This window comes from Mesorhizobium sp. P170090 (genome assembly GCF_057786115.1).
Genome location: NZ_JBYNWH010000001.1, coordinates 3,097,427 through 3,110,248 on the forward strand (window position 1 = coordinate 3,097,427; position 12,822 = coordinate 3,110,248).

The window sequence follows — 12,822 nt, forward strand, 5'->3', positions numbered from 1 at the left end:
ACTTCTCAACGCAGGAAGAATATATATCTTCAGATTAGCGCGCCAAAGACAAACCAGCTATCGCTATCGGAGAAATCGTCATGAAATCCAATGTCTGCGTGCTCGGCGCGGGCCGCATGGGCTCGTCCATTGTTCGAACGTTGCTCGACCGAAATTATCCAACATCGGTGTGGAATCGTACTGCGGCCAGGTGCCAGCCCCTAGGTATTCTTGGTGCGAGGGTAGCCTCTTCAGTCGAGGATGGAATCCGGTCGGCCGATGTCGTGATCATAAATGTTCTGGATTATGCCGCTAGCGATGCGCTGCTCAAGCAGCGCAGTGTTGCTTCGGCACTGGCCGGCAAAGCCATCGTGCAACTCACCTCCGGCTCAGCGCGCTTGGCACGGGAGGAAGCGCGCTGGATAGAAGCGCATGGCGCCAGCTATCTGGACGGGGCGATCCTGGCGACCCCGGATTTTATCGGCAAACCCGACACAGCATTGCTTTATTCAGGCTCCCGCGCCGTCTACGAAACGAACAAGACCCTGCTCTTTGCGCTTGGCGGCGGCACAAGTTATGTCGGCGAGGTGCCGGGCCAGGCCTCCGCGCTTGATACCGCGCTGCTCACGCAGATGTGGGGCGGGCTCTTTGGCGCGCTCCAGGGCATGGCTGTCGCCGAGGCCGAAGGTCTCGATCTGGAGACGTTCAGGAGCCATCTGACTGCATTCAAGCCGGTTGTCGATGCCGCCTTGTTCGATGTGGTTGACCGGACGAAGGCGCGCCGTTTTGCCGGCGACGACGCAACGCTCGCGTCATTGGGCGCCCACTACAGCGCCTTCCGGCATCTGCTCGAAGCATGCCAGGAACGAGGTCTCGACGCTGCCATGCCGCGCGCCATGGACGCAATTTTCCAGCAGGCGCTTTCTGGCGGGCGCGCAGATGATGATTTTGCATCTCTCTCGCCCCTGTTCGGAAATAGTTCGCCGCATCATGGCAGGGAGCCTGCGAATGCGTGATGGCAAGACCAGGCGACGGGCGACCTGCTCGTGTCGCGGGGTGGAACTGGTGCTCGCCGGGGAGCCTCGGCGCGTCTATGCCTGCAGCTGCCTGGAATGCCAGAGATGCACGGGCGCAGCGTTCTCATACCGAGCCATTTATGACGACTCCGCCATAGTCGACCGAAAAGGCGAGACGAAATCCTGGCGACGAAACGGCTCGTCAGGGCAATGGCTGGAGCAGACATTTTGCACCACATGCGGATCGATCGTCTTCATGCGTGCCGAAGGCCTGACGGAAGCGCTGTCGGTATCTGTCGGCTGTCTGGAGGACCTGGAATTTCTGCCTCCGGCAATTCTTCATTGGCCCAACAGGAAGCACAAATGGCTCTGCCTGGAAGGCGTGCCCCAGGCAGAAGCCTCCTGAGGCAGATAGCTGACCGGCCCAGTCTTGGGTGGCGATCGGCTTGGCAGTGTCCTTGCCTTCTTCCCCAGGGGAGAAGGCAAGGGGCATTGCTCGCAGAGGCAAAGCGGTGCGCCACTTCTGGCCCTACACGCCGCCCGCGAAACCCGCTAAAAACCCCGCATGAACCAGCACGCCAAGCTCAGAATCGGCCACTCCACCTGTCCGCATGATTGCCCTTCGACCTGCGCGCTCGAGGTCGAACTGCTCGATGGCAACCGCATCGGCCGTGTCCATGGCGCCAAGTCCAATACGTATACGGCTGGTGTGGTCTGCGCCAAGGTCGCGCGCTATGCCGACCGTGTCCACCATCCCGACCGGCTGCTGAAGCCGCTTGTTCGCGCCGGGGCCAAGGGCGCCGGCGTCTGGAAGGAATCCAGCTGGGAAGCGGCACTCGACCTCGTCGCCGAGAAATTCATCGCGGCCGAGAAAAAATACGGCTCCGAGACCGTCTGGCCTTATTTCTATGCCGGCACGATGGGGCTAGTGCAGCGCGACGGCATCGACCGGCTGCGCCATGCGAAAAAATACTCCGGCTTCTTCGGCTCGATCTGCACCAATCTGGCCTGGACCGGCTGGATGATGGGAGCGGGCGCCTTGCGCGGTCCCGATCCGCGCGAGATGGCGAAGTCCGACTGCGTGGTGATCTGGGGCACCAATGCCGTGGTCACGCAGGTCAATGTCATGACCCACGCCATCAAGGCGCGGAAGGAGCGTGGCGCCAGGATCGTCGTCATCGATGTCTACGAGAACGCGACGATGAAGCAGGCCGATATAGGCCTTGTGCTGAAGCCCGGCACCGATGGCGCGCTGGCCTGCGCGGTCATGCATGTGCTGTTCAGGGAAGGCATGGCCGACCGCGCCTATCTCGAAAGATACACCGACGATCCGAAGGGGCTGGAAGCGCATCTGGAGACGCGCACGCCGGAATGGGCTTCCGCCATCACCGGTCTTGCCGTCACCGAGATCGAGGCTTTCGCACGCCTCGTCGGCACGACGAGGAAAACCTATTTCCGCCTCGGCTATGGCTTTGCCCGCCAGCGCAATGGCTCGGTCAACATGCACGCGGCATCCTGCATCGCCGCCGTCACCGGCGCCTGGCAATATGAGGGTGGCGGTGCCTTCCATTCCAATTCCGGCATCTTCAAGCTCAACCAGGATGTGCTGGAAGGCGCCGCGATGCGCGATCCCAATATTCGCCATCTCGACCAGTCGCGTATCGGCCCGGTGCTGACCGGTGCAGCGGACGCGCTTTACGGTGGCCCGCCGGTGACGGCGATGCTGATCCAGAACACCAACCCGGTGAATGTCGCGCCCGAGCAGCGGCTGGTGAAGCAGGGTTTCCTGCGTGACGACCTGTTCACCTGCGTGCACGAGCAGTTCATGACCGACACGGCAAAGCTCGCCGATGTCGTTTTGCCGGCAACGATGTTTCTCGAGCATGACGACGTCTACAAGGGCGGTGGCAACCAGCACATCACGCTCGGCCCCAAGCTGATCGAACCGCCGGAAGGGCCGCGCACCAACCATTTCGTCATCGAGCAATTGGCGCAGCGTCTCGGCGTCGCAGACCGGCCGGGCTTTGGCCTGACCGAGCAGCAGCATATCGACATCATCCTCGGCAAGCGCGGGCTGGGCTCCTTCGCCAGCCTCAAGGAAGACAAATGGGTCGACCTGCAGCCGGATTTCGAGGCGGCGCATTTCATCGATGGTTTCGGCCATGCCGACAAGAAATTTCACTTCCGCGCCAATTGGAGCGGGCAGGCGGCGCCCAACCGGCCGCCGAAAATCATGGGCCTGTTCGGGCCGGTGGCGGAGCTCCCGGAATTCCCCGACCATGTCGACCTGATCGAGGTCGCGGATGCGGAGCATCCGTTCCGGCTCGCCACATCGCCGGCGCGCAACTTTCTCAATTCGACATTCGCCGAGACACCTGTGTCGAGAGCCAAGGAAGGCCGGCCGGAACTCCTGGTGCACCCGGACGATGCCGCCGCGCTTGGCTTGGACGACGGCGACCGTATCGAGGTCGGCAACCGGCGCGGCGAGGTGGTGCTGCACGCAAAGCTGTTCGATGGCATCAAGCGCGGCGTGGTGATCGCCGAGGGCATCTGGCCAAACAGCGCCCATGAGCGTGGCGAAGGCATCAATGTGCTCACCGGCGCCGACGCACCAGCGCCCTATGGCGGTGCGGCCTTCCACGACAACAAGGTCTGGCTGCGGCCGGCGGGCTAAAGCAATTCCAGGAAAAGTGTGAGCGGTTTCCGTCCGGAATTGCATAGAAGTGACTGGCTATCCCGGCAGAGGCACCGTCAGCCCCACCTTGACACGGTCCATGGCAACGAAGGTGCGGAATTTTCGGACATTCTTGCTGTCGAAGAACAGTCTGCGCGTCAGCGCTTCATAGGCGCCCATGTCGGCCGCGGTGATGACTAGGATGAAGTCGGCCTCGCCGGTGACGTAGTAGCATTGCTGCACTTCGGGCTCTGCCGAGAATTGCCGCTTGGCCGCGTCGATCAGGTCCGAGCGTTCGCTCTCCAGTTCCACTTCGACGAAGATGGTGATGGGATGGCCGACCGCCGCCGGGTCGACCACGGCGACATTGCCCGCAATGACGCCGGACTGTTCCATGCGCTTGATGCGCCGCTGCACCGCCGGCGCCGACAGGTTGACGGCTTCGCCGATCAGCCGCTGCGGCGTCGTGTTGTCCCGCTGCAGGATGGCAAGGATGGCGAGGTCGAAACTGTCGAGCGAAGGCGATCGAGGCAAAGCGCTATCCTGGCGAAACAAACTTGCATTTCGAAGCGCCACTAACAGCGCTATTTGCGCCTCGGCTGCAATATGATTTCGTCACACCCAAAGGAGGCCACCCGTGTTCCTGCTCAACAGCAATGCCTTGCACCGCCGGCCGCTCGATCCGGTCGATGCCGAAACGCTGGGGAATGCCGGTGCCGATACGGTCGAGCGCTTTCTTGCCCATCGCGACAATCACCTCGCAACTCCGTTGCATGCATTGCCGACGCTGGCCGGCGAACTCGGCCTCGGCGCCGTCCACATCAAGGATGAAGGCTTTCGCCTCGGTCTCGGCAGTTTCAAGGCGCTCGGCGGCGCCTATGCCGTTTTTCGACTGGTGCTGGAGGAGGCGAGCCGATCGCTTCATCGGCCCGTTGACGTGGCCGATCTCAACCGGTTCGACGTCCGGGCGGTCGCTGCCGGCATGACGGTTGCCTGCGCCACCGACGGCAATCATGGCCGCTCGGTCGCGCAAGGTGCACAGTTGGTTGGCGCGAAAGCGGCAATCTTCGTTCACGCCGGCGTCAGCGAGGCGCGCATTGCAGCAATAGCCCGCTATGGCGCCGAGATGATCCGCGTCGACGGCAATTATGACGACTCGGTCAGGCAGGCCGCCGAGGTTTCAGCGGAGCAAGGCTGGACCGTGGTGTCCGACACCTCCTGGCCGGGCTACGAGCGCATCCCCGGTCTGGTCATGCAGGGCTATACGGCGATCGTGCGCGAAGCGTTGGGCCAGTTGCCGCAGCCGCCGACCCATGTCTTCGTGCAGGCCGGTGTCGGCGGTATTGCCGCCGCCCTGGCCGGCCATCTCGCCATCGTGCTCGGTGACGCCAGGCCGACCTTCATCGTCGTCGAGCCGGCCCGCGCCGCCTGCGTTGTCGCAGCCGCCCGGGCGGGCCACGTGGTCAAGGTCGCACACGATCAGCCGACGGTGATGGCGATGCTCGAATGCTACGAGGCCTCGCAAGTTGCCTGGCGCGTTCTGGCGCGGGTTGCCGATGCCTTCATGACAGTGGATGAGGAGGAGGCGGTCGCGGTGATGCGGCGGCTGGCACGGCCGGCTGGCAATGATCCAGTGATCGTCGCCGGCGAAAGCGGCGGCGTCGGTCTGGCCGGGCTGATCCGGGCGGTGGCCGACCACAAGGCCGCGCTCGGGCTCGACGACAAATCCCGCGTGCTGCTGATCAACACCGAAGGCGCCACAGACCCGCATCGCTATACCGAGCTGGTCGGGCAGAGCCCCGCCGATGTGCTGGCCGGCAAGCTGAAGGCCGAGGCATAGCCATGATCGGGATCGATGCACAGCGTCTGCTTGGCCGCATCCGGGAACTCGGCGCCGTTGGCCGCGACAGTGAGGATAGGCTGATCCGGCTCGCCGCCTCCGACACAGACAGACAGGGCCGTGACCTCTTTGTCGGCTGGCTCAGGCAGGCCGGGCTGGAAGTCGCCATCGACCGGGTCGGTAATATCTTCGGCATCTGGCAAAGCCCCGACAATGCCGGGCAGGCGCCGCTGCTCATCGGTTCGCATATCGACACCGTTATCGATGCCGGCATCTATGATGGCTGCTACGGCGTGCTGGCCGGGCTGGAGGTGATCGAGACGCTGCAGGCTTCGGGCTTTTCGCCGTCGCGCCCGGTCGCGGTCGCCGCTTTCACCAATGAGGAAGGCGTGCGCTACACGCCTGACATGATGGGCTCGCTATGCCATGCCGGTGGCGTCAGCGCCGAGGCCGTGCTGGCCGCCATCGGCGCGGATGGCAGCGTGCTCGGCCAGGAGCTCGCCCGCATCGGCTATGCCGGCGACCGCGAACCCGGCTTCCTCAAGCCGCATGCCTATCTCGAACTTCATATCGAGCAAGGGCCGGTGCTGGAGCGTGAAGGCGTGCCGATCGGCGCGGTCGAGAATTTGCAAGGCATTTCCTGGCAGCGCATCACATCGACGGCGCCGCCAACCATGCCGGCACCACGCCGATGTCGATGCGCAGCGACGCCGGCCACGCCGCCGCCCGCATCATCACCTTCCTGCACGATCGGGCCAGGGCTTCAAATGGGCCAACCGTGGCCACGGTCGGCACGATGCGCTTCGAACCCAACGCCATCAACGTCATTCCCGCGCGCGCCGTCTTCACCATCGACCTGCGCGATCCCGACGAACAGCGCCTGCAGGCGCATGAGGCGGCCCTTGCTGCCTATCTCGAGGAGCTTGAGGTTTCGGAGAACGTATCGATCTCGGTCGAGCGGCTCGCCCGCTTCGAACCGGTGCTGTTCGACATCGGCATCGTCGAACTGATCGAGGCGGCCGCGAAGAACCGCGGTCTCGGCGTCAGGCGCATGACATCGGGCGCCGGCCATGACGCGCAGATGATGGCCCGCCTCGCGCCGGCGGCAATGATCTTCGTGCCGAGCGCCGGTGGCATCAGCCACAATTCGCGCGAACACACTGAAGATGCCGAGCTTGTCGCCGGCGCCAACATCCTGCTTGATGTCGCCAGTGAGCTTGCAAAAGAGGTCGGGGAGAAAAATGGCTGAACTCGATCGTGATGCGCTGAAGCGGGAGATGACGGGCTGGCGGCGCGATTTGCACGCGCACCCCGAGTTCGGTTTCGAGGAAAAGCGCACCGCTGGCTTTGTCGCCGCGAAGCTGCGCGAATTCGGGCTGGACGACGTTGCAGAGGGGGTCGGCGGCACCGGCATCGTCGGCACGTTGAAGCGCGGCAGCGGCAACCGGGCGATTGCGCTCAGGGCCGACATGGATGCGCTGCGGATCACCGAGCAGTCCGCGACAGCCTATGGCTCGCAGAACCCCGGCATCATGCATGCCTGCGGCCATGACGGCCACACCACCATGCTGCTCGGCGCGGCAAAGCTGCTCGCCGCCGAGGGCGGTTTCGACGGCACCGTGCGTTTCGTTTTCCAGCCGGCCGAGGAGTGGGGCAAGGGCGCGCTGGCAATGCTCGATGACGGGCTGCTGCAGCGCTTCCCCTTCGACGAGATCTTTGGCCTGCACAACATGCCGGGCCTGCCCATTGGACATTTCGAGACCCGTGCCGGCCCGTTCATGTCGGCGGAGGACAATTTCGAGATCGTGCTCAAGGGGATCGGCGGCCATGCGGCGCGGCCACATTCCGGGAACGAGACGCTGGTCGCCGCCTGCGCGCTGGTCACCAATCTGCAGACCATCGTCTCGCGCCGGCTGAGCCCGGCCGACATTTCGGTGGTTTCGGTGACCGAACTGATCACCGACGGCACCCGCAACGCATTGCCCGGCCTCGCCCGCATCCTCGGTGACGCCCGCAGTTTTCGTCCCGAGGTCAGCGCCGAGATCGAGCGCCAGATGCGGGTCATCACAGCGGGTACCGCCGCCGCCTACAATGTCACCGCCGACGTGACCTATAGCAGGGAATTCGTGCCGCTGCAGAACGATGCCGACCTGGTGGACGCGGCCTTTGTCGCCGCAAGGCGCGTGCTGGCCTATGGCGCCGCCAGCATCGCGGCGGAGCCGATGACCGCCTCGGAGGATTTCGCCCGCTTCCTCGATCACGTACCGGGCTGCTTCGTCTTTCTCGGCAATGGCGAGACCTCGCCGCCGCTGCACAATTCCAGCTACGACTTCAACGATGACGGGCTGTTGCACGGCACGGATTTCCATATCGCGATCGTCAGGCAAAGACTGGGCGGCGCGATCGGGAAGTGACGCCTGATCGCCTTCGCAACTGGCCCAAGCGGCACTGCTATCGCCAGCCAGATGCCGGGTTTAGGGAGATTGCCTGTTGCCGGAGATCGCACGCCGATGACCAGGGTTTCGCTTCTGGGAATACCACATGACGAGAACTCGTCCTATCTCAAGGGCGCGGCTGCAGCGCCGGCCCTGATCCGGCGCGAACTCAAAAGCGACGCGCACAGCTCGTGGAGCGAAACCGGCTTCGATGTGGCGGACAGTTTCGTCGACCACGGCGACATCGACTTTTCAGGCGCCGGCGATCCGTGGGAGCGAATCGAGGCCGAGGTCGGCCGCGCGCTGGATGCCGGCCACCCGTTGATCAGCCTCGGCGGCGATCATGCCATCGCCTGGCCGGTGCTGCGTGCCGTGCGCCGCCGCCATGCCAGGCTAACGATCGTCCAGATCGACGCCCATCCCGACATCTACGATGCCTATCAGGGCAACAGGCGGTCCCACACCTCGTCCTTCGCGCGCATCCTGGAGGAGGGGCTGGCTGACCGGCTGATCCAGATCGGCTTGCGCACCCTCAATGATGAGCTTCGTGACCAGCTCAAGCGCTTCGGCGTCGAAATGATCGAGGCGCGGCATTTCAGCGAGGATCTGCAGCTCGATCTCAAGACGCCGGTCTATCTCTCGATCGATCTCGACGGCCTCGACCCGGCTTGTGCGCCCGGCGTGTCGCACCGCGAACCCGGTGGTCTTACAACCCGGCAAGTGATCAACCTGATCCAGCGGATCGACCAGCCCATCGTCGGCGCCGATGTCGTCGAATACAATGCAAGCCAGGACGTCTCCAATCTCACCGCGCTGGTTGCCGCCAAGCTGGTCAAGGAGATCGCCGGCATGATGCTCAAGACGCATGGCGCCGGCTGAATCAATCTGGCAGGGCGGCATGGTAGATCATTGTTGCGACTCGCATTTCCAGTGAAAGCCGCCATGCCGCATCCATTGAAAATAGCCATAGCCGGTGCGCTCGGCCGCATGGGCAGGGAGATGGCGCTGGCCGTCGAGACCGATCCCAGGCTGGCGCTCGTCGCCCGCTTTCACAGGCCGGGCAGCATCGGTGAGGGGCTGGTCGAGCGCGACGAAGCACTGGCGCTTGCGGATGTCGTCATCGATTTCACCACGCCTGCGGCCTCCGTCGATCTTGCACAAGCTTGCGCGGCCCGCTGCGGCCCGGCGCTGGTCATCGGCTCGACCGGCTTCGAGCCGGCCGATCTCGCCGCCATCGCTACTGCTTCGAACTCCGTCGCCATCGTTCGCTCCGGCAGCTACTCGCTCGGGCTCAGCATGCTGACCGGGCTGGTCGAGCAGGCGGCGCGAGCACTTGGTCCCGACACCGACATCGAAATCCTGGAAGCGCATCACCGCATGAAGGTCGACGCACCGTCGGGCACGGCGCTGATGCTGGGCGAGGCGGCCGCTCGCGGACATGGCGTCAGGCTGGACGATGTGGCGAAACGCATCCGCGACGGCGTTACAGGTCCACGCCCTGCCGGCGAGATCGGCTTTGCCGTGCTGCGCGGCGGCAGCATCGTCGGCGAGCACAGCGTGAGCTTGCTGGCCGAGGGCGAGACGCTCACGCTTTCCCATTCGGCCGCCGACCGCTCGATGTTCGCGCGCGGCGCCATTGCGGCAGCACGCTGGGTCGCCGTCCGGCCGCCCCGCGAATACGACATGCGCGACGTACTGGGCTTCACGACCTTTTGAGATGCAAGCGTAACGCAACGAGGGGCGTTGCGAGGTCGGAGCCGTATAGAGAATAGAATATAGCAACAACTACGCCATTTCGCGCCTTCCTCGACCGAACCGAACGGTTCGGTTCGCACATTTTTGTGATTGGCAATGGCAGCAACGCACACCCATTTCGGGGTGGTCCGAGCGACGCGAATTCCTCCCAAGGCACGCCACTTGACGGACAGAACTGAAAAATCTGGATTACCTGAAATGACCAAGATCGCACTTACCGCTGCTGCCATCCTCCTTGCCACCGGCACCGCTTTCGCAGGCAGCGACCACTACGGCTCCGACAGCGTCAACCAGCCTGCTGTAACAGCGCCCGCCGGCAACATCGATCACAATTATACCGCCTCGATCCGCAAGCCGGCCAGCCTCGGCGATTTCACGATCAAGGGCGACTCGAACCAGCCGGAATCCGGCCAGGGCATCTGGGGTCGTTGATTTTCTGAGAAATCTACGACCACAAAGAGCGGTGGGCCCGGCCCACCGCTCTTGTTTTTATGCAATCAACTCGGGGCCGCAAAGATCTTGAATCAATCCGCCAGCAATTGGTCCTATCTCCTTGTTTGACCGTGGTCTTTTCAAAACACGGTTTGCGGCTGTCACCTGCGGCTAGCCCGTTAGGCAGCTTGGTCTAGCTTAGATCCTTCGGCTTGATGCAATGCGTCAACCGGGCCGCGCCGAAGCCGAGATCCGCCCAGTCGCCGTCGATGACAAAGCGGGCAAGGGCGCCGGTCGGGAATTTCTCTTCAAGTTTCCTGAGAGCAGCCACACCCGATCGCGGACCGGCGAGCCGGCGGGCAAAGTCCTCCAGGCCGGGATTATGGCCGAGCACCAGGAGACAGCTAGCCGATGCGACTGCCTGCTGCAGCTCGGCCAGAATGTCGCCAGCCGTGGCTTCGAAAAGCGCCTCGGCGAACTCCACCGTTACGCTCGCCGACAGTTCCGCCGAGACCAGCCGCCATGTCTCGCGCGTACGCAGCGCCGGCGACACCAGCGCCAGGTCAGGCAGCCAACTGCGCCGGGCCAGTTCGCGCCCCATCAGCGGCGCCGTCTTCAGCCCGCGCGGCCCGAGCGGCCGGTCGAAATCAGCAAGCGCCGGGTCGTCCCAGCTCGACTTGGCGTGGCGCAGCAGGAGCAATTGTCTCGGTGTCGCCATGTCGGCCTACGGCGTGATCCGCGCCAGATGTTCGAGATCGCGTTCTTCGCGCAGCGGGTCGGGCGCCATCACCACGGAAGTTCCGTTTTCGGCATCGTCGGCGAAATGCGCCAGCACGGTGCGGCCGCCTTCCATGTGCGCCTTGCCGTCGGCGACCAGCCCGAGTGCCAGCGCATAAAGCCGGTGCTCGGCCTTCAGCACTCTGGCGGCCAGCGTGTCTTCGTTGTCGCCGACCATCACCGGCACCGCTGCCTGCGCGATGATCGGGCCGTCATCCATCTCTGATGTGACGAAATGCACCGTGCAGCCATGAATGCGAATGCCGGCGCGCAGGGCGCGCGCATGCGTATCGAGCCCTTTGAAGGCCGGCAGCAGGGCAGGGTGGATGTTGAGCATGCGCCCTTGCCACTTCTCGACCAGGCCGCGGGAGAGAATGCGCAGATAGCCGGCCAGCGCCACGATCTCGGCATTGAACGCAATCAGCGCGGCGTCGATCGCCGCATCATGGGCTTCCTTGCTGGCATGGTCGGCGCGCACGATGACCTTGGTCGGGATACCGCGCGCGGCCGCGATGCCGAGGCCGGCGGCGTTGGCCCGGTCGGAAATGACGCCAACGATCTCGGCGGGATAGGCCGGGTCGCTCGCCGCCGCGATTAGCGCCGTCATGTTCGAGCCGCGTCCCGAGATCAAAACAACCGTGCGTTTCCTGCTCATAGGCCGATCGAGCCCCGATAGATAACGCCGGCGTCGCGGCGCGGCACGATGCGGCCGATCGGCGTCACCGTCTCGCCGGCCTCCTGCAGCACGGCTGCGACCTGTGCCGCCTGGCCGGAGGCGACGACGAGGATCATGCCGATGCCGCAGTTGAAGGTGCGCATCATCTCCTCCGGCGCCACGCCGCCAGTCTTCGCCAGCCAGGAAAACACCGGCGGCACATCGATGGCATTGAGATCGAGTTCTGCGGAAAAGTCCTTCGGCAGGACGCGCGGAATGTTTTCGGGAAAGCCGCCGCCGGTGATATGGGCCAGCGCCTTGATGCCATGCGTGTTGCGGATCGCCTTCAAGATCGACTTCACATAGATGCGGGTCGGCTCGAGCAGCGCTTCGCCCAGCGTCGCCTCATCGTTGAACGGCGCCGGATCGCTCCAGGCAAGCCCGCTGACGCCAACGATGCGGCGCACCAGCGAAAAGCCATTGGAATGCAGGCCCGAGGAAGCCAGGCCAAGCAGCACGTCGCCTTCGACGATATCGTCGGTCGGCAGCAACTGGCCGCGTTCGGCAGCACCGACGGCGAAGCCGGCAAGGTCGTAATCCTTGTCGTTATACATGCCGGGCATTTCGGCCGTCTCGCCGCCGATCAGCGCGCAGCCGGCCTGTCGGCAGCCGATTGCTATGCCGCCGACGATTGCCGCCCCCTGGTCGGGGTCGAGCTTGCCGGTGGCGAAATAGTCGAGGAAGAACAGTGGCTCGGCGCCCTGCACGACGATGTCGTTGACGCACATGGCGACGAGGTCGATGCCGATCGTGTCGTGCTTGCCGGCATCGATGGCGATCTTCAGCTTGGTGCCGACGCCGTCATTGGCGGCAACCAGCACCGGATCCGTGAAACCCGCCGCCTTGAGGTCGAACAGGCCGCCAAAACCGCCGATCTCGCCATCGGCGCCCGGCCGGCGCGTCGCGCGCACCAGCGGCTTGATCTTCTCGACCATGAGGTTGCCGGCATCGATGTCGACGCCCGCCTCGGCATAGGTGAGCCCGTTCTTGCGCTTGGCCCGGTCGCCCTTGCTCATCGTCGGCGCATCCCTGTTTCCCTCGGCGGCTCTTCGCATGAATGGTTTCGGGGGGCAAGGATGACGACAGGATACCGGGCTTTTGCCCAAGATAAATACGTGGACAGTCGCCCCTTCACCGCTGGTCCTTGCACCCACAATCCAACTCCATCATCGATCTGCAGAACAAGCATGGCGGGACAT

General features: G+C 64.1%; 12 protein-coding genes and 1 pseudogene. 9 read left to right on the forward strand and 4 right to left on the reverse strand.

All coding sequences use genetic code 11. The annotated features are described in order from the left end of the window. The first annotated feature begins 80 nt into the window (after nucleotides 1-80). From AC3EML_RS14705 to AC3EML_RS14715, 3 genes are all read left to right on the forward strand, one after another. The gene (locus AC3EML_RS14705; RefSeq protein ID WP_081730967.1) at nucleotides 81-995 is read left to right on the forward strand and encodes an NAD(P)-dependent oxidoreductase; all 915 of its coding nucleotides are present in this window, start codon (nucleotides 81-83) and stop codon (nucleotides 993-995) included. Continuing rightward, on the forward strand, nucleotides 988-1,401 hold the full coding sequence (locus AC3EML_RS14710) for a GFA family protein (RefSeq protein WP_023689070.1): 414 nt from the start codon (nucleotides 988-990) through the stop codon (nucleotides 1,399-1,401). The genes AC3EML_RS14705 and AC3EML_RS14710 overlap by 8 nt, the downstream gene beginning before the upstream one ends. 159 nt (nucleotides 1,402-1,560) lie before the next feature. Further along, nucleotides 1,561-3,669, forward strand: coding sequence for a molybdopterin-containing oxidoreductase family protein (locus AC3EML_RS14715; protein WP_352521063.1), 2,109 nt, complete (start codon nucleotides 1,561-1,563; stop codon nucleotides 3,667-3,669). Nucleotides 3,670-3,726: 57 nt separating this feature from the next. Here AC3EML_RS14715 and AC3EML_RS14720 read toward each other — a convergent pair whose 3' ends face one another. Then, nucleotides 3,727-4,203: an Lrp/AsnC family transcriptional regulator gene (locus tag AC3EML_RS14720; protein ID WP_023689068.1), complete on the reverse strand. Its 477-nt coding sequence runs from the start codon at nucleotides 4,201-4,203 to the stop codon at nucleotides 3,727-3,729. 103 nt (nucleotides 4,204-4,306) lie between these two features. On the opposite strand from AC3EML_RS14720, the gene AC3EML_RS14725 reads away from it, so the two are divergent. The 6 genes and pseudogenes from AC3EML_RS14725 (at nucleotide 4,307) to AC3EML_RS14750 (ending at nucleotide 10,131) form a co-directional block, all read left to right on the forward strand. After that, on the forward strand, nucleotides 4,307-5,509 hold the full coding sequence (locus tag AC3EML_RS14725; protein ID WP_023752542.1) for a diaminopropionate ammonia-lyase: 1,203 nt from the start codon (nucleotides 4,307-4,309) through the stop codon (nucleotides 5,507-5,509). 2 nt (nucleotides 5,510-5,511) lie between these two features. Further along, a pseudogene (locus AC3EML_RS14730) lies at nucleotides 5,512-6,758 on the forward strand (allantoate amidohydrolase). After that, nucleotides 6,751-7,923 (forward strand): amidohydrolase, encoded by a 1,173-nt coding sequence (locus AC3EML_RS14735; RefSeq protein WP_023743827.1) that lies wholly within the window; start codon nucleotides 6,751-6,753, stop codon nucleotides 7,921-7,923. Before AC3EML_RS14730 ends, AC3EML_RS14735 begins: the two are co-directional and overlap by 8 nt. Nucleotides 7,924-8,019: 96 nt before the next feature. After that, complete coding sequence (gene speB, locus AC3EML_RS14740) at nucleotides 8,020-8,823, forward strand: agmatinase (RefSeq protein WP_023689064.1); 804 nt, start codon at nucleotides 8,020-8,022, stop codon at nucleotides 8,821-8,823. Between the two features lie 63 nt (nucleotides 8,824-8,886). After that, nucleotides 8,887-9,660, forward strand: coding sequence for a 4-hydroxy-tetrahydrodipicolinate reductase (gene dapB, locus AC3EML_RS14745; RefSeq protein WP_352521062.1), 774 nt, complete (start codon nucleotides 8,887-8,889; stop codon nucleotides 9,658-9,660). A gap of 237 nt (nucleotides 9,661-9,897) precedes the next feature. Further along, the gene (locus AC3EML_RS14750; RefSeq protein ID WP_023689062.1) at nucleotides 9,898-10,131 is read left to right on the forward strand and encodes a DUF680 domain-containing protein; all 234 of its coding nucleotides are present in this window, start codon (nucleotides 9,898-9,900) and stop codon (nucleotides 10,129-10,131) included. Nucleotides 10,132-10,324: 193 nt separating this feature from the next. On the opposite strand, the gene AC3EML_RS14755 is transcribed toward AC3EML_RS14750, so the two are convergent. From AC3EML_RS14755 to purM, 3 genes are read right to left on the reverse strand one after another with little or no spacing between them, the layout of a single operon-like run. Further along, entirely contained in the window at nucleotides 10,325-10,849 is a 525-nt protein-coding gene (locus AC3EML_RS14755; protein WP_023705321.1) for a SixA phosphatase family protein, read from the reverse strand. A gap of 6 nt (nucleotides 10,850-10,855) precedes the next feature. Next, nucleotides 10,856-11,563 carry a phosphoribosylglycinamide formyltransferase gene (gene purN, locus AC3EML_RS14760; RefSeq protein ID WP_023689060.1) on the reverse strand — a complete coding sequence of 236 codons (708 nt, stop codon included), beginning with the start codon at nucleotides 11,561-11,563 and terminating at the stop codon, nucleotides 10,856-10,858. Beyond that, nucleotides 11,560-12,639 carry a phosphoribosylformylglycinamidine cyclo-ligase gene (gene purM, locus AC3EML_RS14765; protein WP_352521101.1) on the reverse strand — a complete coding sequence of 360 codons (1,080 nt, stop codon included), beginning with the start codon at nucleotides 12,637-12,639 and terminating at the stop codon, nucleotides 11,560-11,562. Before purM ends, purN begins: the two co-directional genes overlap by 4 nt. Nucleotides 12,640-12,822: the final 183 nt, after the last annotated feature.

Coding starts and splice junctions, on each gene's coding strand:
- AC3EML_RS14715 (WP_352521063.1), top strand. CDS start 1,561: ATGAACCAGCACGCCAAGCTCAGAATCGGCCACTCCACCTGTCCGCAT.
- AC3EML_RS14735 (WP_023743827.1), top strand. CDS start 6,751: ATGGCTGAACTCGATCGTGATGCGCTGAAGCGGGAGATGACGGGCTGG.
- purM (WP_352521101.1), bottom strand. CDS start 12,639: ATGAGCAAGGGCGACCGGGCCAAGCGCAAGAACGGGCTCACCTATGCC.
- AC3EML_RS14755 (WP_023705321.1), bottom strand. CDS start 10,849: ATGGCGACACCGAGACAATTGCTCCTGCTGCGCCACGCCAAGTCGAGC.
- speB (WP_023689064.1), top strand. CDS start 8,020: ATGACCAGGGTTTCGCTTCTGGGAATACCACATGACGAGAACTCGTCC.
- AC3EML_RS14750 (WP_023689062.1), top strand. CDS start 9,898: ATGACCAAGATCGCACTTACCGCTGCTGCCATCCTCCTTGCCACCGGC.
- purN (WP_023689060.1), bottom strand. CDS start 11,563: ATGAGCAGGAAACGCACGGTTGTTTTGATCTCGGGACGCGGCTCGAAC.
- AC3EML_RS14705 (WP_081730967.1), top strand. CDS start 81: ATGAAATCCAATGTCTGCGTGCTCGGCGCGGGCCGCATGGGCTCGTCC.
- AC3EML_RS14710 (WP_023689070.1), top strand. CDS start 988: ATGCGTGATGGCAAGACCAGGCGACGGGCGACCTGCTCGTGTCGCGGG.
- dapB (WP_352521062.1), top strand. CDS start 8,887: ATGCCGCATCCATTGAAAATAGCCATAGCCGGTGCGCTCGGCCGCATG.